The following is a 20,745-nucleotide window of genomic DNA, read 5'->3' as shown; positions in this document are numbered from 1 at the left end:
TGCTGCGGGCCGTGCACGGTCCGCGTCGACATCTTGGGTCCGCAACAGGAAGGGGTGGGGCGCATGAGGCGTCCACTGGTGCTGGCGGCGGCGTACGCCGGGGTGATGGCGTGGGGCGAGTGGGTCCACTGGCGCGCGTCCCGTCGCTTCCTCGGGAACAACCCCGGCCCCGGGGACGCCGAGGCGGTGGTGGTCCTGGGGTTCAAGAACCGCCGCCGGGTCATCAACCCGGTCATGAAGGCGCGCGTACGCGCTGGCCTGCGGTCGATGTCCGGCCCGGACACGCGGCTGGTGCTGTGCGGCGGCCCGACCGGCTATCCGATCCCCGAGGCGGACCTGATGGCCGACTACCTCGTGAAGCTTGGCCACACGGGCCCGGTGTTCCGCGACCGCACGAGCCTCGACACCGGCGAGAACATCCGCAACGCCATCCCGTTCCTCGAGGACGTCGACCGGATCAAGATCGTGTCGAACTCGGTCCACGCCGAGATGGGACGCCGCTACCTGTGGCGCTACCGGCCCGATCTCGCCGAGCGGCTCGTCCGCGGCGACGACTACCGGTTCGGCCCCCACATCTGGATCAAGCCAGCCCTGTCGTTGATCGGCATCCGCACGATGCATCACCGCTTCGGCTGGTTCGTGCCCGATCCCGGTCCAGGTCGTCGAGCCTCCGGTTGATCTCGACCAGCTCGGCACGCAGCCGGTCGTCGCGCACGTTCTCGCGCTCGTTCTCCTCGCGGACGCGGTCGACGAGCCACGACCCGATCGTCGCCGTCACCGTGCCGAGGATGGCGATGCCGCCGACCATCAGCGTCGCGCCGACGAGCCGGCCCACCCCCGTGACCGGATGGAGATCTCCGTAGCCGACGGTCGTCATCGTCGTGAGGGCCCACCACAGGGCGTCACCGAGGTTCAGGATCGTCGCGTCGGGGTGGCCGCGTTCGGCATCGAGCACCGCCAGCGAGGCACAGAATCCCAGCAGCGTCGAGGCACCGACGAGGTAGATGACCACCTTGCCGCGCAGGTGGACAGCCGCGTGGCGCTGCAGGAAGACCAGCAGGGTGACCATCCGCAGCATGCGCAGCGGCCTCAGCAGCGGGAGGACGATGAGGACCAGGTCGAGCGGATGGGTACGCACGAACTGCCTGCGGTCCTGGGCCAACGCCAGACGCACTAGGTAGTCGAGTGCGAACAGCGCCCACGTCCCCCAGGTCAGCCACTCCCACACCGGGTGGGCGAGGTCCGGCCGGATGATCGGTACCGCATACGCGACGAGGAACGCCAGCGCTGCCGCCATGAGTGGGGCGGCCGCCAACCGGTCCCATCGCTCGAGTCGGCTCCCAACACGTGTGCCCATCCAGAGATCGTCCCACGCCCGGTATCAGGACACGGTCACCTCGGTGGGCCGCTCGAGGAAGTCCCCCAGCCGCTCGGCCGCGGCAAGGGCACGCTCGCGGCGCGCCCTGCCGATGCCGGTGCCCAGGTGGAGCTCGACCGTCGCCCGCGTCCTCGTCGCGCGCCGGCGGAACATGCCCACGTCGATGCCGTCGACCACCACATACCCCCAGCCGGCCTCGGCCGCGTTGAAGTGTCTGTCGTCCATCCGGTGCCCCTGCAGCCGGGCGAACCGTGGCCGGTCGTGGGACAGGTACGCCTCGTCGAAGGTCGGCAGGAGCCACTCCCCCTCCAACCCGTGTGTCTGGAGACCCGCGTCCCACCACAGGTCCACGCCGTCGACGGTCGCGGTGGCGAATCCGCCGTTGTCGAGCGCCTTCCGCAGCGGTCCGGCGGCGACGTTGCACCAGCGCGTGAGGTCCTTGACCGACGTGGGCCCGTGCCCGTGGACGAAGCGGCTCACCAGCTCGGCAACCGGGTCCTCGGGTCCGCTCGACTCCGCGACGACGTCGTCGACCAGCGCGTACGTGTGCTCACCGGCGCGCGGGGCACCGGAGCAGATGACCCCCTCGACCTCGGCGAGCATCAGCAGGTGGCCGACGACCTGGCCCTGCTGGGGGAAGTCGGTCGTGGGCAGCAGCGGCGCGAGCTCCTTGCGGGTCAGCTGTGCGCCGGCCAGTGCCCGGCGCAACACCTGCGCGGACGCCGCACGGACCTGGTCGTCGACGCCGAGCTGGCGGTGCCGGGTGCGGTTGCCGGACACGATCTTTGGTCCCGTCAGGGCGATCAGCCAGCGCAGGTCGGCGGCAGCCACCCAGTGCCACGTGGGTCGCAGCACGTGCGTCCGCACCACCTCACCCGTCGACAGCGCGTCGAGCACCTGGGAGTCGGTCGGGGTCCCCTCCACGCGCTGGGCCAGCGACCACCGCGCCAGCGGGGCGTCCTGGGCCTGCCGCGCGAGCGATGCCTGCACCGCCTCGGTCACCGAGCCGAAGTCCGGTCCGGTCAGTCCCTGCGCGGCGAGCCGCAACGCCAGCACCTCGTCGACGTCCACACCTGCACCCTAGCCAACTGGCGGCGTGCCTAATCAACAAAAAGTTGCGCGGAACCCGTCGAATCCGGGTGGTTCACACCAACTTTCAGCTGATTCAGCACGGCCCAAAGATGACTCGAACTGTTCCTGGAAGACTTCCCGATGACCCAGCCCGGACCCTTGCCCAACCCCGGAACAGCTGCGCGGTCTCAAGGGGCGGCTGCCCCGCTGGCCGAGCGCGGGGGTGCGGGCCTGCAGCGCTTGCCGTACAGATGGGACTCGACGAAGTCCTCGGCGCGCAGCGCCTCACCGACCATGATCACCGCAGCCTGGCGCAGGCCGGCGTCCTCGACCTGGGCACCGATGTCGGCGAGCGTGCCGCGCAAGATCTGCTGCGTCGGCTGCGAGGCGTTGGCGACGACGACCACCGGGCAGGCCTCGCCGTAGAACTGCACAAGCCGCTCGGCGAGCTCGCGCGTACGCCGGATCGCTAGGTGCAGCACCAGCGTCGCCCGCGTCGCCGCGAAGTTCTCCAGCGCCTCGGTGTCGGGCATCTTCGTCGACGCGGCCTGGGCGCGTGTCAGCACGATCGATTGGGCCACCTCGGGCACGGTCAACTCGCGCCCGACCAGGGCCGCGGCGGCGGCGTACGCTGGCACGCCCGGTGTGACGTCCCACGGGACACCGGCCCGATCGAGGCGGCGGGACTGCTCGGCGACGGCGGAATAGATCGACGGGTCGCCCGAGCACAGGCGGGCGACATCCTTGCCCTGGGCATGGGCACGGACGAGGACCTCGGTGATCTGGTCGAGGTCGAGCTTCTGGGAGTCGACGAGCTCGACGCCCTCGGGGCAGTGCGAGAGGACCTCGTCGTCGAGATAGGTGCCGGCGTAGACGCACACCTGCGACTCGCTGATGAGCCTGGCCGCACGCACCGTGATGAGGTCGGCCGCGCCGGGCCCGGCGCCGATGAAGTGGACGGTCACTGCGACTCCTGTGAGGTGATGGGCTTGTGGGCGACCCACTGGTGGACGGGACGGGCGCTCGCCCACCCGGTGTAGCGGCCGATGGGCTCGGCCTCGCGGACCGCGATCTCGAACATGTCGCCGCCGAGGTCGCTGCGGGCGGCGAGGAGCAGGGCCTGGGTCTCGAGGGTCACCGCGTGGACGACGATCCGGCCGCCGGGGCGAAGCGCCGCCCAGGTGGCGTCGATGAGGTCACGCGTCACGCCCCCGCCGATGAACACGGCATCTGGGGTGGCCAGCCCGCCGACGACCTCGGCGGACTCACCCTCGACGACCTCCACGCCGACCGCGCCGAGGCGGGCGGCGTTGTCGTGGGCGAGCGCGGCGCGCTGCGGGTCGCGCTCGACGGCGAGCGCCCGGCACGTCGGGTGGGAGCGGGCCCACTCGATCGCGACGGATCCCGACCCGGTGCCGAGATCCCACAACAGCTCGCCGGGCTGCGGGGCGAGCATCGCCAGCGCGGTCGCGCGTACGTGCCGCTTGGTGAGCTGGCCGCGGGTCGTGCTGTAGGCGTCGTCGGGCAGGCCCGGCGTACGCGATCCCACCGGCGCGGGACGGCCCGCGACCTCGACGCAGACCAGGTTGAGCCGCGGGGCGGCGAGCGCGAATTCGTCGGCGCGACAGGTCGCGCGGCTCTCGGTGTTGGCGCCCAGGTCGCCGAGCAGGGTCAGGGTCGACCCACCGAAGCCGGCGACGGTCAGGATCGCGGCGACCTCCGACGGCGACTCCGCGTCGCCCGACAGCACGATGAGGCGTACGCCGGGGGCCATCTCGCGGCGCAGCGGCGTGAGGTCGCGGCCACGGAGGCGGACGACGGTGCAGCTGTCGGACGGCCAGCCCATGCGGGCCCGGGCCAGCGCCACCGACGACACAGCCGGGTGGACGCGTACACCCTCGGGGCCAAGCAGGTCGACGAGCGTGCCGCCGGCACCGGCGACGAACGGGTCGCCCGAGGCGAGCGCTACGACGCGACGACCGGCGAGCTCGGCCAGCAGCGCCGGCAGCCCGGTGCGCATCGGCGACGGCCAGGGGCGTACGTCGACGTGGGCGGGCAGACCCTCGGCGAGGCGTTCGGCGGCGATGACGACCTCCGCCGAGTCGACCAGGGCGCGGGTGGGGGCAGGGAGCCCTGACAGCCCGTCGGCCCCCACTCCCACGACATCGATCACGCGGCAGACGATAGCCGTTCGTGCCCGCGGCTCGCTCGTGGTCGACAGCCTGCCCACCACGGTGGGATGATCGCGGACGAGGACGGGGAGGAATCCGGTGCGAATCCGGAGCGGTCCCGCCACTGTGAAGGGCGTCAGCCCGAAGCCAGGTCGTCTCCTGCCCTCACCGACCGACTACCTCGGGCGCGGACCCGTGAGGAGGACACTGTGAGCACTGCCGAGACGCCGACCAAGACCGTCGGTTTCCCGTTCGCCGCCGTCGTCGGATCCGACGACATGGCCCTGGCCCTGGTCCTGACCACGGTCTCCCCCGAGGTGGGCGGCGTGCTCGTCCGCGGCGAGAAGGGCACCGCGAAGTCGACCATGGTCCGCGCGCTGGCCGAGCTGCTGCCCGAGCAGCGCGTCGTGGCCGGGTGCCGGTTCGGCTGCGACCCGACGCGACCCGACCCGAGCTGCCCGGACGGACCCCACCCCTCCGACGGCAGGACGGCGACGCGTGCCGCGCGCCTGGTCGAGCTGCCCGTCGGCGCCACGGAGGACCGCGTCATCGGCTCGCTCGACCTCGAGAAGGCGCTGGGCTCCGGCCAGACGGCGTTCGATCCGGGACTGCTGGCGGGTGCGAACCGCGGCATCCTCTACGTCGACGAGGTGAACCTCCTCCACGACCACCTGGTCGACCTGCTCCTCGACGCGGCCGCGATGGGGCGCGCGACCGTCGAGCGTGACGGTGTCTCGGTCTCCCACGCCGCCCGCATGGTGCTGGTCGGCACCATGAACCCCGAGGAGGGCGAGCTGCGCCCGCAGCTGCTTGACCGATTCGGCCTGACCGTCGAGGTCGCCGCGCCGCGCGACCCCGGGCTGCGTGCCGAAGTGGTACGCCGCCGGCTCGCCTTCGACGCCGATCCGGCGGGCTTCGCGGCACGCTTCGCCGCCGAGCAGGAGGACCTGCGTACGCGGATCGTCGCCGCGCAGGAGACGCTGGCTTCGGTACGCTTGTCCGCCGCCGCGCTGACCAAGATCGCCGAGGTGTGCGCGGCGTTCGACGTGGACGGAATGCGCGCCGACATCGTCACCGCCCGCGCCGCCGTGGCCCACGCCGCCTGGCACGGCCGCACCGACGTGACGCGCGAGGACATCCGCGCGGCGGCCCGCCTGTCGCTGCCGCACCGCCGTCGCCGCAACCCGTTCGACGCCCCGGGCCTCGACGAGGACCTGCTCGACCAGATTCTCGGGGACGACGAGCCCGAGCCCGATCCGCCCGCCCCCGACGACGACCGCTCTCCCAGCGAGGGCCAGCGCGACGAGGAGCCGAGCGACACCGAACCTTCCCGCTCTCCGAGCGAGCGCCGGCGCGACGAGGAGCCGAGGGACACCGAACCTTCCCGCTCTCCGAGCCAGCGCCAGCGCGACGAGGAGCCGAGCTCATGGCAAGACGCGGAGCGCAGTCAAGACGCGGAGCCGCAGCCGCAGGGCGACGACCAACCCATCATCGCCCCGGCGGGCGTCGCCCGGGCCGACCAGCCGTTCCGCACGCGCCTGTTCACCGCCCGCGGCGTGGGCGAGGGCGAGGCGGGCCGCCGCAGCCGGGCGATCACCTCGCGCGGGCGCCGCATCGGCTCCACCGACGCCCCGGGCTCGGGCCCGGTGCACCTGCCGGCGACGATCCGGGCGGCGGCCCCACAGCAGTACGCGCGCGGCCGCTCGTCCCACCTGCTGTTCCGGCGCTCCGACCTGCGCCGGGCGATCACGGAGGGGCGCGAGTCGAACCTCGTGCTGTTCTGCGTGGACGCGTCGGGCTCGATGGCGGCCCGCGCCCGCATGGAGGCGGTGAAGACGGCCACGTTGAGCCTGCTGCTGGACGCTTATCAGCGCCGCGACAAGATCGGCCTGGTGACGTTCCGCGGCCACGAGGCGACGCTGGCGCTGCCGCCGACGTCGTCGGTCGACGCGGCGGCGCGCCGGCTGGAGGAGCTGCCGCACGGTGGGCGTACGCCGCTGGCCGAAGGCCTGTGGACCGCCGCCGAGACGCTGCGCCTGGAGCGCATCCGTGACCCGCGCCGCCGCGCGCTGCTCGTCGTGATCACCGACGGGCGGGCCACCTCGGGCCCGGACGCCGTCAGGCGCGCCCAGCAGGTCGCCGACCACCTGCGTGAGACGGACGTGGACTGCCTGGTGATCGACTGCGAGACCGGCCGCTTCCGCATGGGTCTGGCGCGGCAGCTCGCCACCCATCTCGCCGCCGAGCACGTCGCGCTCGACGAGGTCGCCGCCGATCGCCTGGTCGACGCCGTGCGGACGCACCGCGAGGCCGCTTGATGGCCTCCCACGACGAGGTGCACCTCCCCCGGCTCGTCGTCGCCGCACCCGCGTCGGGCCACGGCAAGACGACCATCGCGTCGGGACTCATGGCGGCACTCGCGCGCCGCGGAAGCGAGGTGGCCGGGTTCAAGGTCGGCCCGGACTACATCGACCCGGGTTACCACCGCCTCGCAACCGGTCGTCCGGGCCGCAACCTCGACCCCGTCATGTGCGGCGAGGACCGCATCGCCCCCCTGCTCGCGCACGGCGCGCGACTCGAACACCAGGCCTGCCACGCCGGCGTCGAGGACCGGCACGACGAGCTCGCCGACATCGCGATCATCGAGGGCGTGATGGGCCTGTTCGACGGCCAGCTGGGGCGTGAGGGCTTCGGCTCGACGGCCCACGTGGCCACGCTGACGCGTACGCCGGTCCTGCTCGTGGTCGACATCTCCCACACATCCCGCACGGTGGCCGCATGGGTGCATGGGCTGGCGACGTTCCAGCCAGACGTCGAGGTCGTGGGCGTGATCCTGAACAAGGCCGCCTCACCACGCCACGCGGCCGAGGCGACGAGCGCGATGGAGGCTGTGGGTGTCCCCGTCCTGGGCGTCCTGTCGCGTGACTCCGGCGTCTCAGCACCCTCTCGCCACCTGGGCCTGGTGCCCGTCGCCGAGCGCGATGAAGCCGCCGACGTGATGACCCACCTCGCCGACCAGATCGCCGCCGAGGTCGACTTGGCCGCGGTTGAGGCGCTGGCTTGCCGTGCCGCCCCGCTGGTGACCGAGCCGTGGCGTCCGACCGCCGAGGTGACGCGCGTGACCGACAGCGCGCCGGTCGTGGCAGTCGCCGGCGGTCGGGCGTTCACGTTCCGCTACGCCGAGAACGAGGAACTCCTGCGCGCCGCCGGCTGCGAGGTCGTCGAGTTCGACCCGCTGACCGACAGCGCCCTCCCCGACGGCACGGCGGGCCTCTACCTGGGCGGCGGATTCCCCGAGGTGTACGCCGAGGCGCTCGCCGCGAACACAGCCCTGACCACCTCCATCCGCAGCCGCATCCACGCGGGCCTGCCCACCGTCGCCGAGTGCGCGGGCATGCTCTATCTCGGCCGGGCCCTCGGTGACCAAGCCATGGCCGGCGTGCTCCCCTCGACCGGCGCCATGGGCGCTCGACTCACGCTCGGCTACCGCACGGCCGTCGCCCCGCAGGACACGCTACTCGGCCCGGCGGGTACGCGGGTGGTCGGTCACGAGTTCCACCGCACCACCATCGAGCCCGCCGCCGGCGATATCCCGGCCTGGCTGCTCGACGGCCGCGCCGACGGATATGCCCTGTCCTCCCAAGGCTCGTCGACGCTCCACGCCAGCTATCTGCACCTGCACTGGGCAGGGTGCCCCCAGATCGCGCAACGGTTCGCCGCAGCCGTGGCCGGGAAGGAACCACGATGAACCCGAGCGACCGCTGTCCGAGCGAGCCCGAGCACGACCACCGCTCTGCGAGCGAACGCCAGCGAGACGAGGAGGGCGAAGTCGTCCTCGTCGGCGGCGGCCCGGGCGACGAGCGACTGCTCACGCTCGAGGCGCTCCGTGAGATCCGGCGCGCGGACGTGATCCTCTACGACCGGCTGGCACCGCTGTCGGTGCTGGATGCCGCGCGCCCGGGCTGCGAGCTCATCGAGGTCGGCAAGATCCCCCGCGGCGAGTTCACCCCGCAGGACACCATCAACGCACTGCTCGTCGAGCACGCCCGGCACGGCCGCCACGTGGTCCGGCTCAAGGGCGGCGACCCCTACGTCTTCGGCCGCGGCGGCGAGGAGGCACTGGCGTGCGCGGAGGCGGGCGTACGGGTTCGTGAGATCCCCGGCATCTCGTCGTCGATCGCGGCGGCCGCCGCTGGCGGCGTACCCGTCACCCACCGCGGCCTGTCGCAGGGCTTCACCGTCGTGTCCGGCCATCTCGCACCGGGGCACCCGGGCTGCGACCTGGACTGGGACGCGCTGGCGCGTACGCGGACCACGTTGGTGGTCATGATGGGCGTGCTGCGCCTGCCCGAGGTGTGCGCCCGTCTGATGGAGGCGGGCATGGACCCGGCCACCCCCGCGATCACCATAGAGAACGCCGACCACCCCGACCAGCGCGAGGTCCGCGGCACCTTGGCCGACCTGGCCGACCGCTGCGCGGAGGCCGGCATCGAGGCGCCCGCGACGACGATCATCGGGGCCGTCGCCGCCCTCGACCTCGGCACCCCGCGCCCCACCCCGCTCCCCCAGCGAGCGCCCGACCCCACCCCACTCTCCGAGCGAGCGCCCGACCCCACCCCGCTCTCCGAGCGAGCGCCAGCGAGACGAGGAGCCAGAAGACTCGCCACCCTCCCCCACGGCGATCGCGAGCTGCCCGTCGAAGAGGCGACCGCCGAAGACGTCCCGGCGATCGTCGCGCTGCTCACCGACGACGCGCTGGGCGCGGGGCGTGAGTCGGCGGACCTCGCCCCGTACGAGCGGGCGTTCCGCGCCATCGAGCGCGACCCGGGCCAGACGCTGGCGGTGGTCCGCGACGGCGACGAGGTCGTCGCGACGATGCAGGTCTCGCTCATCCCGAACATGTCCCGCGGCGGCGCGCTGCGCGCGCAGATCGAGGGCGTACGCGTGGCCGCCTCCCACCGAGGCGGCGGTCTGGGTGGCGCGTTCCTGGCATGGGCTGAGGAGTACGCCACCTCGCACGGTGCCACGCTGGCCCAGCTCACGACCGACCGCCAGCGCGAGGACGCGCAGCGGTTCTACGAGCGTGCGGGCTGGGTGCCGAGCCACGTGGGGATGAAGAAGTCGCTCGGCTGAAGGGCTGACACCCCTGGGATGCGTGCCGAATCATCCTCAGATCGCTCCTTGGCGCAGAAATCCGTCGGCTGATGCCAGATCGCGGATGATTCAGCACGCCCCCTCGACCATATATGTCTAATAGACATGTCTTTGCTACAGTTGAGACATGCGAACGATCCTGCGTGGTGCGGCCGTCTGCGGCTGCGGCGCTCTCGGCCTCTTCCAGCTCGGCCTGGCGGCTGGCGCCCCGTGGGGCGCGGCCTCGTACGGGGGCGCCCATCCCGGCACCCTCCCCACCCACCTCCGCGTCGCCAGTGGCATAGCGGCAGGTGTGTACGCAGCGCTCACCCTGGGCGTGGCGACCGACGTGGGCAGCGACCGCGTACGCCGAGTGGGGCTGACCGCCCTCGCCGCGCTGATGGCCGGCGGCACCGTGCTGAATGCGATCAGCCCGTCGGCGCCGGAGCGGGTGTGGTCACCGGTCTGCGCGCTGATCGCGCTCGGTGCGTGGCTCAGCCGTCCTGCTCGGCGAGACCGCTGACGTACGCCACGGCCTCGCGCGCCTGGCGCAGGCCGAGCTCGAGCGTCGCACGCTGGTACCGGAAGACCGCCTGCTGCTCGGCGGGGACCTCGCGCGCATCCGCCTCCCGGGCGAGCGCCTCGAGGCGCGCGAGGTCACGCTCGAGGCCGGTGACGACCCGGGCGGCGACCATGGCGCGCTCCCCCGCCGCCAGGTGACCGAGGAAGAACAGGCGGGCCAGGACCTCCCGGTCGCCCGCGTCCCCCACGTCGGCGGACATCCACGCATGGAACCGGGCGCGCCCGACGTCGGTGATCCGCCACGGCCGCCGTCCCCGGCCACCCTCGGCGTCGTGCGGCTCGATGGCCCCGTCGGCGGCGAGCTGGTCGAGGGCCCGACGGATGCTGCCGGGGCTGGCGCTGTAGAACAACGAGATCGTCTGCTCGAAGGCCTTCAACAGGTCGTACTGGCTCATGGGGCGGACCATCAGCAGCCCCAGGACGACGTGGATCACGGCTGGGTCTCCTCCAGGGGGATCCCGGCCGCCTGCCCGACCTGACGCCACCAGTCGGCGAGCACCGGCAGCGGCGCATGCGCGTTGAGCCCGCTGGGCTGCGGGAGCACCCACACCTCGGCACCCGCGATCGTCCGTTCCTGCCTGCCCATCACGGCCTTCTTCTCACCGAACGCCGTGCGGTAGGCCGTGATGCCGACGATCGCGATGACCTTCGGCCTCACCTCGGCGGCGAGGGCTTCGAGGCGCCTACGCCCATCCCTCAGCTCGTCGGCCGACAGCTCGTCGGCGCGGGCGGTGGCCCGGTCGACGAGGTTGGTCAGGCCGAGCCCGCGGCCGGTGAACACCGCCAGGTCCTCGTCGGACAGGCCGCAGGAGGCGTCCACGCGGTGGGGCATGAGCCCCGACATGGCCAGCGACGGCCAGAACCGGTTGCCGGGGTGGGCGAACGGCGCGTTGACCGCGGCGGTCCACAGGCCGGGGTTGATGCCGACGACCAGCAGCTTCACGTCGTCTGCGATGACGTCGTCGATGCCGCCGTCGACGAAGTCGGCGAGCTCGTCGCGGGTGGGGCGGCGTCCGCCCAGCGGGGACCGGCGGGAGAACGTCACGCGAGCCTCGTGACGGCCTCGTCGACGGTGCCCACCACCACGTCGGCCGTCTCGACGGGCCGGCGTACCATCACCACGCCCACACCGAGGCGGGCCGCCGCGTCGAGCTTGGGCTCGGTGAGTGATCCCCCGGAGTTCTTCGTGACCAGCACCTCGATGTCGTGGTCGCGCATGAGCTTCAGCTCCGACTGGAAGTCGAACGGGCCGCGCGTCGTGAGCACGGTCCACGCCGGCCACGCGTCCGCGGGCAGGGGCTCGACGACACGGACGAGCGCCCACCGGTCGCGCCAGGCGGCGAAGTGTTCGAGCCCCTGGCGCCCCGAGGTGAGGAAGGGCCTCTCCCCCATCATCTCCATCGCCGCGCACGCCTGCGAGATGTCATCGACCCACAACCAGTCGCGCGCGTCGTCGCGGGTCTCCCAGCCGGGACGCACGAGCCTGACCAGGGGCACGCCGGCCTCCCCGCAGGCGGCGACGGCGTTGGCGGAGATGGTCGCGGCGAACGGGTGGGTCGCGTCGGCGACGGCGCTGACCCCCTCGGCCTCGAGATAGGTACGCATCCCCTCGACGCCGCCGAAACCGCCGACGCGGACCTCGCCGACGGGCAGGGCCGGGTTGGAGACCCGGCCGGCCAGCGACGAGACGACGCGTACGCCGGAGTCGGCCAGGCGGGCGGCGAGGTCGCGCGCCTCCCGCGTACCGCCGAGGACGAGGACGCTCATGCGCGCTCGATGGTGACGTTGGTGGCCTTCACCACGCCAGTCGCGATGGAGCCGACCTCCAGGCCGAGCTCGTCGACGGCCTCGGTGGAGATCAGCGACACGACGCGGAACGGGCCGGCCTGGAGCTCGATCTGCGACATCACGGTGTCGGAGACGATGCGCGTGACGAGGCCGGTGAAGTGGTTGCGGGCCGACCGTCCGCCCATGCGGTCGAGCTCGTCGCGGCGCGACTGCTCGGCCTGGTGCTGGGCGAGACCGGCGAGCTCGGCGCCGTCCACGACCTTGCGCCCCGACGTGTCGGTCCCGACGCTCAGCCGATCCTGCTCGATCCAGCGGCGCACGGTGTCGTCGCTGACGCCGAGCAGGATGGCGGCCTCGCTGATGCGTAGGTGGGGCACAGAGACCTCCTGGGGTCAGCCGGTGATGCCCGGGCCCATCGGGCCACCCTCGCCGGGGCGACCCCAGCCCTGGCCGTCGCCGGGGCGGTGGGGAGGCATCGGGGGCTCGGTGCCACCGGTCTGGCCGGGCGGCAGCTGCAAGCCACCGGCCGGGTGCTCCTCGGGGACGCTCGGCGCGGGCGGCGGGTCGACCGGCGGGATCGCCGACGGGCGACGACGCTCCGAGCCGGTGTAGGCACCGCGGATCGGGCCGCGGACGATGCCCCGGAACAGGGCCTCGACCTCGTGACGCAGCAGCGTCTCCTTGGCGAACAGCTCGCGGACGAGGGTGTCGAGCACCTCGCGGTTCGCGTCGAGCACGTCGAACGCCTCCTGGTGGGCGTTCTCGAGGAGCAGGCGGACCTCCTCGTCGACGATCTTCGCGGTCTCGTCGGAGTAGTCGATCGAGCGACCGCCGCCGGCGGCCATGCCGAGGAACGGCTCGGAGTCGCCCGAGCCGAGCTGGACGGTGCCGATGCGCGGCGACAGGCCATACTGGGTGACCATCGCACGGGCGACCTTCGTGGCCTTCTCGATGTCGTTCGAAGCTCCGGTCGACGGGTCGTGGAAGATCAGCTCCTCGGCCGCGCGACCACCCATCATGTAGGCCATCTGGTCGAGCAGCTCGCCACGGGTCTGGGAGTACTTGTCCTCGTCCGGCATGATCATCGCATAGCCCAGCGCGCGACCGCGCGGCAGGATCGTGATCTTCTGGACGGGATCGGTGCCGTGCATGGCCGCGGCGACGAGCGCGTGGCCGCCCTCGTGGTAGGCGGTGACGAGGCGCTCCTTCTCGTTCATCAGGCGCGTGCGCTTCTGGGGGCCGGCGATGACGCGGTCGATCGCCTCGTCCAGGAAGGCCATCGAGATGACCTTCTGGTCTGACCGCGCGGTGAGCAGCGCGGCCTCGTTGAGCACGTTGGCCAGGTCGGCGCCGGTGAAGCCGGGCGTACGCCGGGCCACCGACTCGAGGTCGGCGTCGGGGCCCATCGGCTTGCCCTGGGCGTGGACCTTGAGGATCTGGAAGCGGCCCTTGAGATCGGGGGCCTCGACGGCGATCTGACGGTCGAAGCGCCCGGGACGCAGCAGGGCCGGGTCGAGCACGTCGGGTCGGTTGGTCGCGGCGATGAGGATGACGCCGCCGCGGACGTCGAAGCCGTCCATCTCGACGAGCAGCTGGTTCAGGGTCTGCTCGCGCTCGTCGTGACCGCCGCCCATGCCGGCGCCGCGGTGGCGACCGACTGCGTCGATCTCGTCGATGAAGACGATGGCGGGCGCGTTCTCCTTGGCCTGCTCGAAAAGGTCGCGTACGCGGGACGCACCCACACCGACGAACATCTCGACGAAGTCGGAGCCGGAGATGGAGAAGAACGGTACGCCGGCCTCACCGGCGACGGCGCGCGCGAGCAGTGTCTTGCCGGTTCCGGGCGGACCGTAGAGGAGCACACCCTTGGGGATCTTGGCACCCACCTGCTGGAACTTCGCAGGCTCGGCCAGGAACTCCTTGATCTCTTGGAGCTCCTCGATGGCCTCCTCGCAGCCGGCCACGTCGCCGAACGTCGTTTTCGGGGTGTCCTTGGACGTGACCTTCGCCTTGGACTTGCCGAACTGCATGACGCGGGATCCACCGCCCTGCATCGAGTTGAGCAGGAAGAAGAACACCAGGCCGATGAGCAGGAACGGAAGCAGCGACGTCAGCAGGAAGGTCAGCACCGACGGCTGCGGCACCTTCACCGACCAGTTCTCGATGGTCTTGTCGACCGTGCGCTGCTGCAGGCGATCGGCGATCGCGCCCGACTGGCTGCCGACCCAGTAGCCCTTGATCTTCGACTTGTCGTCGATGGTGACCTTGATGAGTTGCTCACCCTCGACGAGTTCGACCGACTTGATCCTGTCGTTGCCGTTGATGACCGACACGACCTCGGAGGTCGGCTTCTCCTCGAAGCCGTCGACCCCCTTGCCTACCATGTCGAAGATGATCAAGGCCATGAACAGGCCAAGGATGATCCAGAGCAGTGGGCCGCGAAAGATGCGGGATGCGTTCATGACCTACCTAATGAGCGAATGTGGGCAACCCGACCTTACCAGCGAGGACAATCACCGCTCCGGCCTCGGGTGTCTCCGCCGCGAACACCTCGAATCCCAGCTTCTTCGCCCAGGTGCCGCTGCGGTCTGTGGCTGCCGACGTGGAGTGGGTCGAGCTGCAGGAGGAGCCGACGTCCCGGCCGTCGAACAGGTTGGCGTCGTGGATCTTCACGGCATCCCCGGTCAGGAGTGCGTCAGCTGTAGACGTGCGGCGCCAGGGTGCCGACGGACGTCAGGTTGCGGTAACGGCCCGCGTAGTCGAGGCCGTAGCCGACGACGAACTCGTTGGGGATGTCGAAGCCGACCCACTTCACGTCGACCGCGTTCTGGGCGGCCTCCGGCTTGCGGAACATCGTCATGATCTCGAGGCTCGCGGGCTCGCGCGACTTCAGGTTGGAGATGAGGTAGGACAGCGTCAGGCCGGTGTCGATGATGTCCTCGACGACCAGCACGTGACGGTGGTGGATGTCGGTGTTGAGGTCCTTGAGGATGCGGACGACGCCGGAGGACTGCGTGCCGGAGCCGTAGGAGGAGATGGCCATCCAGTCCATCTCGCAGTGGATGCGCATGGCTCGGGACAGGTCGGCCATCACCATGACGGCGCCGTTCAGCACGCCGACGAGCAGCAGGTCCTTGCCGTCATACTCGGCGTCGATCTCCCCCGCGAGCTCGGCCAGCCGCTCGGCCACCTGCTCCTTGGTGTAGAGCACGTTGGTCAGGTCATCGGAGATGTGCGCGTCGTCCACGGGTCCAGTCTTACAGGACGCACAGCCGGTTCGCACGCCGGGCGACGCGTACGCCGGGCACGTCGACCCATTTCTGGCCGTGCCAGCGGGTGACGAGCTCCTCGACAGCGTGGACGTGACCCATGGTCGGCTCGCTCGCACCCTGGTCGACGAGCCAGCGGCGCAGCACGCGCCCGCGCAGCGCCCGCTCCTTCGGCAGTGCGTCGATGTCGAGCTCGTGCTCGGTGGTGTGGGCGCCGGCGAGGTCGTCGAGCAGGTCGGCGTCGTCGCGCAGCAGGTCAGCGGTGCGGGCCAGCGCCTCGGCGATGCCGGGGCCGAGCTCGTCCTCCAGCACGGGCAGCACCCGGTGGCGTACCCGGGAGCGGGCGTACGCCGGGTCGGCGTTGTGGGGGTCGGCCCAGAACTTCGTGCCGAGCTCGGCGCAGGCCGCCTCGGTGGTGGCCCGGCGCAGGCCGAGCAGCGGGCGCACGACGCGCCCGCGGCGTACGGGCATGCCGGACAGTGACCGGGCGCCGGACCCGCGGGCGAGTCCGAGCAGGACCGACTCGGCCTGGTCGTCGAGCGTGTGGCCGAGCAGGATGTCGGCGTCGAGCGAGCCGGCGACGAGCTCGAGCGCCTCGCGGCGGGCGGTGCGGGCGGCGGCCTCGACACCATCGCCGGCGGGTGCGACCTCGACCGGCACGACGTCGCACTCGAGCCCGAGGCGTCCGGCCCGCTTGGCGGCCTTGGCGGCGACCTCGGCGGAGTCGTCCTGCAGCCCGTGGTCGATGACAAGGCCGCGGGCCAGGAGCCCGCGTCGGCCGGCGACGACGACCGTGGCGGCGGCGAGCGCGAGCGAGTCGGCACCGCCGGAGACGCCGACCACCAGGGGGCGCACGGCGACCGCGGCCTCGACTGCCGCCACGACCGCGAGGGTGGCCGGGCCCAACGCCTTCCTGCTCATCAGCGGCACCCGCACCCGGCGAGCGTCGACGTCACACGGTCGAGCCAGACGCGGGTCTCGTACTCGTCCTTGTCGCCGTTGACGATGAAGGAATAGACCAGCAGCGCGCCGTCGGCGTCCCGCACGTAGCCGGCGAGCGAGTGGACCTCGGTGAGGGTGCCGGTCTTCGCGCGCACGAGTCCGCGGCCGGGCTCGGTGCCGTCCTCGACGAACCGCGAGGCCAGCGTGCCCTCGACGCCAGCGACGGACATGCCCGTCGCGATGGAGCGCTCCCGCTGGTTGTCGGGGGCGACCGCGATCAAGACGGCCTTGGTGAGCGAGCGGGGAGACACGAGGTTGGCGCGCGACAGCCCGGAGCCGTCGACGATGCGCATCCCGTCGGTCCACACGCCGAGCTTCTGCAGCACCTCGCGGTGGGCGGTCTGGGCGTCGGCGATCGAGCCGGAGCGGCCGCCGTCGCGGCCGACGTGGCGGAACAGCACCTCGGCGGCGTCGTTGTCGGAGTGGATGAGGACCTGCTCGACGATGTTCTCCAGCGGCATCGACTCGACGCGCGCGACCTGGGTTGCGCCCTGCGGGGCCGTGCCCGGCGCGACCTCGCCGGTGGGTACGCCCAGTCGCCTCAGCTCGTCGCCGAACGCCTTCGCCGCCGACAATGCAGGCTGCGGGTCGCGCGGGCCGATGGGTCCGACGGTCTGGCCCTCGCCGATCCACAGCGCGGACGTTTCGGTCGCGTAGTCGCGGTAGCCGGGCAGCCAGTCGTTGTTCCAGCCCGGGCCGGAGAAGTAGGACGAGTCGGCCACGACCTTCACCGGGCCGGTGATGCCCTGCTCCTTCAGCGCCTCGACGGCCTGTCCGGCGAGCTGGAGGATGGACGCGCGCGCAGGGTAGCGGGGCGCGTCGTCCTTCGCGAGGTAGGGGTCGCCGCCGCCGACGACGTAGACCGTGCCCGGCTGGGCGGGGTCGGTGACCACGGTGGTGGCGAAGCGGTGGTCGGGCCCGTACACCTCGAGCGCGGAGAGGCAGGTCAGCACCTTGTTGGTGGACGCAGGTACGCCGTCGCCGGCCTCGTTGTTGGCGAACAGGGTGTCCCCGGTGCTCGCATCGACGACGTGGCCCCACCACTGGCCGCCGCGCGGACCGACGGCGCGTACGCGGTCGGCGACCGTCTGGGCCCGCGTACCGCTTTCACGGCCGGCCGCAGCGAGGACCGGGCGCGTCGGGGCGGCCGGCAGCGGCCTGGCCGCCGCATCGTGCTCGTCGAGCACCGACGGGTCGAACGTCGACGACCCGCCATCGACCCACAACCCGGTGGCATACAGGGCTTTGCGGCCCACCGAGCCGAACAAGCCGCTGACGCTGCCCAGGACGATCGCGACGACGAGCGCGACCACGACCAGCAGCTCCATGATCGTGCTCGTGCGGCGTGACGCCATCTGCTCCCCCATCCCAGAACCCCGGCCCGCTCGGGCCCCGACCATCATAGGAGCCGGGGGCAGGCGTGCCGTGAACCGCGCGCCCGCGTGGGAACCACAGGTCAGAACCTCGCCGCGACGCGCTGCGACAGCCGGGCGTGGGCGGTAGGCTCGACCCGATGACCGCGCCAGTCCGCGCGGGAGCATTCGGAACGAGGAGAGTCACAGGTGACCGAGAGCAACGCCGAGCCGAAGGGCATCCACTTCGACATCACCGTCGAGATCCCCAAGGGCACGAAGAACAAGTACGAGCTGGACCACGAGACGGGCCGCATCCGTCTGGACCGCACGCTGTTCACGTCGACGCAGTACCCGTCGGACTACGGCTTTATCGAGGGCACCCTGGGCCAGGACGGCGACCCGCTCGACGCGCTGTGCCTCGTGCCCGAGCCGACGTTTCCCGGCTGCCTCATCGAGTGCCGCGCCATCGGCATGTTCCGCATGACCGACGAGGCCGGTGGCGACGACAAGGTCATCTGCGTCCCGACCGACGACCACCGCCTCGACTACCTGCAGGACCTCGACGACATCCCCACCCACACCGTGATGGAGATCGAGCACTTCTTCACCGTGTACAAGGACCTCGAGCCGGGCAAGTCGGTCGAGGGCGCGACCTGGGTCGGCCGCGACGAGACCGAGAAGGAGATCGAGGCCTCGTTCGAGCGCGCCAAGGGCACGTCGTTCGAGCACAAGCACGTGAACCTCTACTGAGCGATTGACGACACGTCCGAGCCCGGGTGCGCGCCGACGGGAGCCCTTCCCGCTGCGCACGCTCGGGCTCGTCGCAATCGGGGCGGCCGCCGGGGCTCTTGCGCGCGAGGCCGCGCTGCGGGCCGGCGACCCCCACGCGGTCGTGGCAATCATCAACATCGTCGGCACTTTCGTGCTCGGGCTGCTCGTCGCCCGTGCCCCCAAGCACCTCCAGGCCCTGGTCGGCACCGGTTTCTGCGGCGGCCTCACCACGTTCTCGACCGTCGCCCTCATGGCGGTCCAAGACGGCTGGCCCGGCGCGGGCTGGGTCGTGCTGGACCTCGGTGGCGCGGTCGCCGCCGCGTGGGCCGCGTGGGCCCTCGCCGGCAGGGGGCGGCGATGACCTGGCTCGCGGTCGCGCTGGGCGGCGCGCTCGGCGGCGCGGCCCGCTTCGTGCTGGGCTGGTGGCTCGCCCCCGCCGACGACGGGGCCTGGCCGTGGGGTGTGGTCGTCGCCAACGTGCTGGGGTCGTTCGTGCTTGGGGCCGCGGTAGCCCTGCTCGGGCACGACGCCCGCCTCGCGTTCGTCGGCACCGGGTTCTGTGGTGCGCTCACCACTTGGTCGACGTTCGCCGTCGACGCCGTGCGCCTCCTCCGGCGCCGCCCCGAGCGCGGGCTGGCTTACATCGCGGTGAGCCTGGCGGTCGGCCCGGCGGCGGCGTACGCGGGCTGGGCGGCCGGGATCGTGCTCGGCGCCTGACGACTCTGGGAGGATGGCCCCCATGGATCACCTCATGCTCGTCAACCCCTCCAGCAACCGCGTGTACGCCGGCCACGCCGCCCGGCTCGCGGCCGCGGAGCTGGCGATCACCGCGGAGCTCGACGACGTCGCCCCCGTGACGGTCGCCGGTGTCGACTACCTGGGCTTCTCCGCGGAGCCGAGCGACGACCTGCTGGCGGCGGTCGCGCGTCAGTCGGCGTACCTCGCCCTGTTCCAGCGCGAGGGCGACGTGCTGCGCCCGGTCGAGGTGCCGACCGTCGACGTCCTCGACGACGACCTGGTGACGATCCCGAAATATCCAGGCAAGACCAACGAGCAGTTCACCCGCCTGCTGCTGAACGTGACGCTCGCGGCGGTCGACGCCGACGACTCGCGGGCGTGGACGGTGCTCGACCCGCTGTGCGGCCGCGGCACGACGCTCGGCCAGGCGTGGCTGCTGGGTCTCGACGGCGCAGGCGTCGAGGCCGATGTGAAGGCCGTGGAGCAGATGGCGGCCTTCTACAAGACCTGGCTGCGCCGCAAGCGCCTCAAGCACACCGCCGCCATGACTCCGGTGCGGCGTGAGGGCAAGTCGCTCGGCAAGCGGTTCGACGCCAAGGTCAACCTCGCCGACGGCGGCCAGCTCACTGCGACGGTCTTCACCGGCGACACGCGCCAGTCGGCGGCGCTGTACGGCAAGCGGAAGTTCGAGCTCGTCGTCGCGGACGCGCCCTACGGCGTGGTGCACGGCTCGCAGCAGACCGACGTACGCGGCGTCTCCGGCAAGCGCGACCGCTCGCCCGCCGGCCTGCTGGGCGAGTCGATCAAGGTCTGGGCCAGCCAGCTGACACCCGGTGGTGCGCTCGGCCTGTCGTGGAACACCCTCGGCGTCCCGCGCGAGGACGTCGCCACCCACTGCGCGGCCGCCGGTCTCGGCGTCCGTGAGGAGGGCCCGTGGCTCGAGCTCGCCCACCGCGTCGACTCCTCGATCAACCGTGACATCCTCGTGGCGGTGAAGCCGCGATGAGCCGCCTGCTGATCCTCATGCGTCATGCCCAGGCCGCCGACTACGCGCCGGGACGCGGCGACCGCGAGCGGCCGCTGACCGACCGAGGCCACGACCAGGCCCGTGCCGTGGGACGCTTCCTCGCCCAGCAGCGCGTACGCGTCGACCACGCACTGGTGTCTGGGGCGCTGCGTACGCGACAGACCGCCGCAGACCTGGCCCTCGGCGATGTCGTCGAGCACGTCGACGGGCTCTACAACGCCGACCCCGACACGATCCGGCAGGCGATCTCGGAGGCCCCCGAAGAGGCCCGCACGCTGCTGGTGGTGGCGCACAACCCCGGCATCCACCAGACCGTTCTCGACCTCGGCGACCTGTCCGGCCACCCCGAGGCGCAGCGGTTGGCGTACTCGTTCCCGACCGCCTCGCTCGTTGGCCTGGCCGTCGACGCCTGGGGCGCGCCGATCGGTGTGCCCGCTTTCGTCCGCCTCGGCGCCTGAGC

General features: G+C 72.0%; 23 protein-coding genes, 1 pseudogene and 1 riboswitch. Of the genes and pseudogenes, 11 read left to right on the top strand and 13 right to left on the bottom strand.

Going from position 1 to position 20,745, the window contains the following annotated elements:
* Positions 1–63 precede the first annotated feature (63 nt).
* Positions 64–678, top strand: a complete 615-nt coding sequence (locus ACYVGD_RS02700) for a YdcF family protein (protein ID WP_460741443.1) — start codon at positions 64–66, stop codon at positions 676–678.
* On the opposite strand, the gene ACYVGD_RS02695 is transcribed toward ACYVGD_RS02700, so the two are convergent.
* From ACYVGD_RS02695 to cbiT, 4 genes are all read right to left on the bottom strand, one after another.
* Positions 581–1,357: a potassium channel family protein gene (locus ACYVGD_RS02695; RefSeq protein WP_460741441.1), complete on the bottom strand. Its 777-nt coding sequence runs from the start codon at positions 1,355–1,357 to the stop codon at positions 581–583. The genes ACYVGD_RS02700 and ACYVGD_RS02695 overlap by 98 nt on opposite strands.
* A 24-nt stretch (positions 1,358–1,381) precedes the next feature.
* On the bottom strand, positions 1,382–2,449 hold the full coding sequence (locus tag ACYVGD_RS02690; protein ID WP_460741440.1) for a winged helix DNA-binding domain-containing protein: 1,068 nt from the start codon (positions 2,447–2,449) through the stop codon (positions 1,382–1,384).
* Positions 2,450–2,637: 188 nt separating this feature from the next.
* Positions 2,638–3,414 (bottom strand): precorrin-4 C(11)-methyltransferase, encoded by a 777-nt coding sequence (gene cobM, locus ACYVGD_RS02685; protein ID WP_460741439.1) that lies wholly within the window; start codon positions 3,412–3,414, stop codon positions 2,638–2,640.
* A complete protein-coding gene (gene cbiT / locus ACYVGD_RS02680; RefSeq protein ID WP_460741437.1) occupies positions 3,411–4,622 on the bottom strand; it encodes a precorrin-6Y C5,15-methyltransferase (decarboxylating) subunit CbiT in 1,212 nt (403 codons plus the stop codon). The genes cobM and cbiT overlap by 4 nt, the downstream gene beginning before the upstream one ends.
* Before the next feature lie 78 nt (positions 4,623–4,700).
* Positions 4,701–4,787, top strand: a riboswitch (adenosylcobalamin (AdoCbl) riboswitch).
* A 42-nt stretch (positions 4,788–4,829) separates the two neighbouring features.
* Between cbiT and ACYVGD_RS02675 the strand changes: the two genes are divergently transcribed.
* The 5 genes and pseudogenes from ACYVGD_RS02675 to ACYVGD_RS02655 all read left to right on the top strand — a co-directional run bounded on the left by ACYVGD_RS02675 (position 4,830) and on the right by ACYVGD_RS02655 (position 10,276).
* Complete coding sequence (locus ACYVGD_RS02675; RefSeq protein WP_460741436.1) at positions 4,830–6,938, top strand: putative cobaltochelatase; 2,109 nt, start codon at positions 4,830–4,832, stop codon at positions 6,936–6,938.
* A complete protein-coding gene (locus ACYVGD_RS02670; protein ID WP_460741434.1) occupies positions 6,938–8,368 on the top strand; it encodes a cobyrinate a,c-diamide synthase in 1,431 nt (476 codons plus the stop codon). The genes ACYVGD_RS02675 and ACYVGD_RS02670 overlap by 1 nt, the downstream gene beginning before the upstream one ends.
* Positions 8,365–9,180, top strand: a pseudogene (gene cobA / locus ACYVGD_RS02665) (uroporphyrinogen-III C-methyltransferase); the annotation flags it as partial. The gene ACYVGD_RS02670 and the pseudogene cobA, both read left to right, overlap by 4 nt.
* Positions 9,181–9,309: 129 nt before the next feature.
* Positions 9,310–9,753: a GNAT family N-acetyltransferase gene (locus ACYVGD_RS02660; RefSeq protein ID WP_460741478.1), complete on the top strand. Its 444-nt coding sequence runs from the start codon at positions 9,310–9,312 to the stop codon at positions 9,751–9,753.
* A 148-nt stretch (positions 9,754–9,901) separates the two neighbouring features.
* Positions 9,902–10,276, top strand: coding sequence for a hypothetical protein (locus tag ACYVGD_RS02655; RefSeq protein WP_460741433.1), 375 nt, complete (start codon positions 9,902–9,904; stop codon positions 10,274–10,276).
* On the opposite strand, the gene ACYVGD_RS02650 is transcribed toward ACYVGD_RS02655, so the two are convergent.
* From ACYVGD_RS02650 to dacB, 9 genes are read right to left on the bottom strand one after another with little or no spacing between them, the layout of a single operon-like run.
* Positions 10,248–10,769 (bottom strand): PadR family transcriptional regulator, encoded by a 522-nt coding sequence (locus ACYVGD_RS02650; protein WP_460741432.1) that lies wholly within the window; start codon positions 10,767–10,769, stop codon positions 10,248–10,250. The genes ACYVGD_RS02655 and ACYVGD_RS02650 overlap by 29 nt on opposite strands.
* Positions 10,766–11,380: a mismatch-specific DNA-glycosylase gene (locus ACYVGD_RS02645; protein ID WP_460741430.1), complete on the bottom strand. Its 615-nt coding sequence runs from the start codon at positions 11,378–11,380 to the stop codon at positions 10,766–10,768. Before ACYVGD_RS02645 ends, ACYVGD_RS02650 begins: the two co-directional genes overlap by 4 nt.
* Positions 11,377–12,102, bottom strand: a complete 726-nt coding sequence (locus ACYVGD_RS02640; protein WP_460741429.1) for a cobalt-precorrin-6A reductase — start codon at positions 12,100–12,102, stop codon at positions 11,377–11,379. Before ACYVGD_RS02640 ends, ACYVGD_RS02645 begins: the two co-directional genes overlap by 4 nt.
* On the bottom strand, positions 12,099–12,500 hold the full coding sequence (locus tag ACYVGD_RS02635; protein ID WP_460741428.1) for a TOBE domain-containing protein: 402 nt from the start codon (positions 12,498–12,500) through the stop codon (positions 12,099–12,101). Before ACYVGD_RS02635 ends, ACYVGD_RS02640 begins: the two co-directional genes overlap by 4 nt.
* 15 nt (positions 12,501–12,515) lie before the next feature.
* Entirely contained in the window at positions 12,516–14,585 is a 2,070-nt protein-coding gene (gene ftsH, locus ACYVGD_RS02630; protein WP_460741427.1) for an ATP-dependent zinc metalloprotease FtsH, read from the bottom strand.
* Positions 14,586–14,592: 7 nt separating this feature from the next.
* On the bottom strand, positions 14,593–14,796 hold the full coding sequence (locus ACYVGD_RS02625) for a hypothetical protein (RefSeq protein ID WP_460741426.1): 204 nt from the start codon (positions 14,794–14,796) through the stop codon (positions 14,593–14,595).
* 22 nt (positions 14,797–14,818) lie between these two features.
* Positions 14,819–15,370 carry a hypoxanthine phosphoribosyltransferase gene (gene hpt, locus ACYVGD_RS02620; protein WP_460741425.1) on the bottom strand — a complete coding sequence of 184 codons (552 nt, stop codon included), beginning with the start codon at positions 15,368–15,370 and terminating at the stop codon, positions 14,819–14,821.
* 10 nt (positions 15,371–15,380) lie between these two features.
* The gene (gene tilS / locus ACYVGD_RS02615) at positions 15,381–16,313 is read right to left on the bottom strand and encodes a tRNA lysidine(34) synthetase TilS (RefSeq protein WP_460741424.1); all 933 of its coding nucleotides are present in this window, start codon (positions 16,311–16,313) and stop codon (positions 15,381–15,383) included.
* On the bottom strand, positions 16,313–17,749 hold the full coding sequence (gene dacB / locus ACYVGD_RS02610; RefSeq protein ID WP_460741423.1) for a D-alanyl-D-alanine carboxypeptidase/D-alanyl-D-alanine endopeptidase: 1,437 nt from the start codon (positions 17,747–17,749) through the stop codon (positions 16,313–16,315). Before dacB ends, tilS begins: the two co-directional genes overlap by 1 nt.
* Before the next feature lie 207 nt (positions 17,750–17,956).
* Between dacB and ACYVGD_RS02605 the strand changes: the two genes are divergently transcribed.
* From ACYVGD_RS02605 to ACYVGD_RS02585, 5 genes are read left to right on the top strand one after another with little or no spacing between them, the layout of a single operon-like run.
* Positions 17,957–18,499 (top strand): inorganic diphosphatase, encoded by a 543-nt coding sequence (locus ACYVGD_RS02605; RefSeq protein WP_460741422.1) that lies wholly within the window; start codon positions 17,957–17,959, stop codon positions 18,497–18,499.
* A 4-nt stretch (positions 18,500–18,503) separates the two neighbouring features.
* Entirely contained in the window at positions 18,504–18,881 is a 378-nt protein-coding gene (locus ACYVGD_RS02600; RefSeq protein WP_460741420.1) for a FluC/FEX family fluoride channel, read from the top strand.
* Complete coding sequence (locus tag ACYVGD_RS02595) at positions 18,878–19,237, top strand: fluoride efflux transporter FluC (protein WP_460741419.1); 360 nt, start codon at positions 18,878–18,880, stop codon at positions 19,235–19,237. Before ACYVGD_RS02600 ends, ACYVGD_RS02595 begins: the two co-directional genes overlap by 4 nt.
* Positions 19,238–19,250: 13 nt before the next feature.
* Positions 19,251–20,264: a TRM11 family SAM-dependent methyltransferase gene (locus ACYVGD_RS02590; protein WP_460741418.1), complete on the top strand. Its 1,014-nt coding sequence runs from the start codon at positions 19,251–19,253 to the stop codon at positions 20,262–20,264.
* Positions 20,261–20,743, top strand: coding sequence for a SixA phosphatase family protein (locus tag ACYVGD_RS02585; RefSeq protein WP_460741417.1), 483 nt, complete (start codon positions 20,261–20,263; stop codon positions 20,741–20,743). The genes ACYVGD_RS02590 and ACYVGD_RS02585 overlap by 4 nt, the downstream gene beginning before the upstream one ends.
* The last annotated feature ends 2 nt before the right edge of the window (positions 20,744–20,745 follow it).

The sequence above is a fragment of the Mariniluteicoccus endophyticus genome, assembly GCF_054780035.1.
The sequence above is the reverse complement of the archived record's forward strand: the minus strand, read 5'-3'. Positions and strand labels throughout refer to the sequence as shown.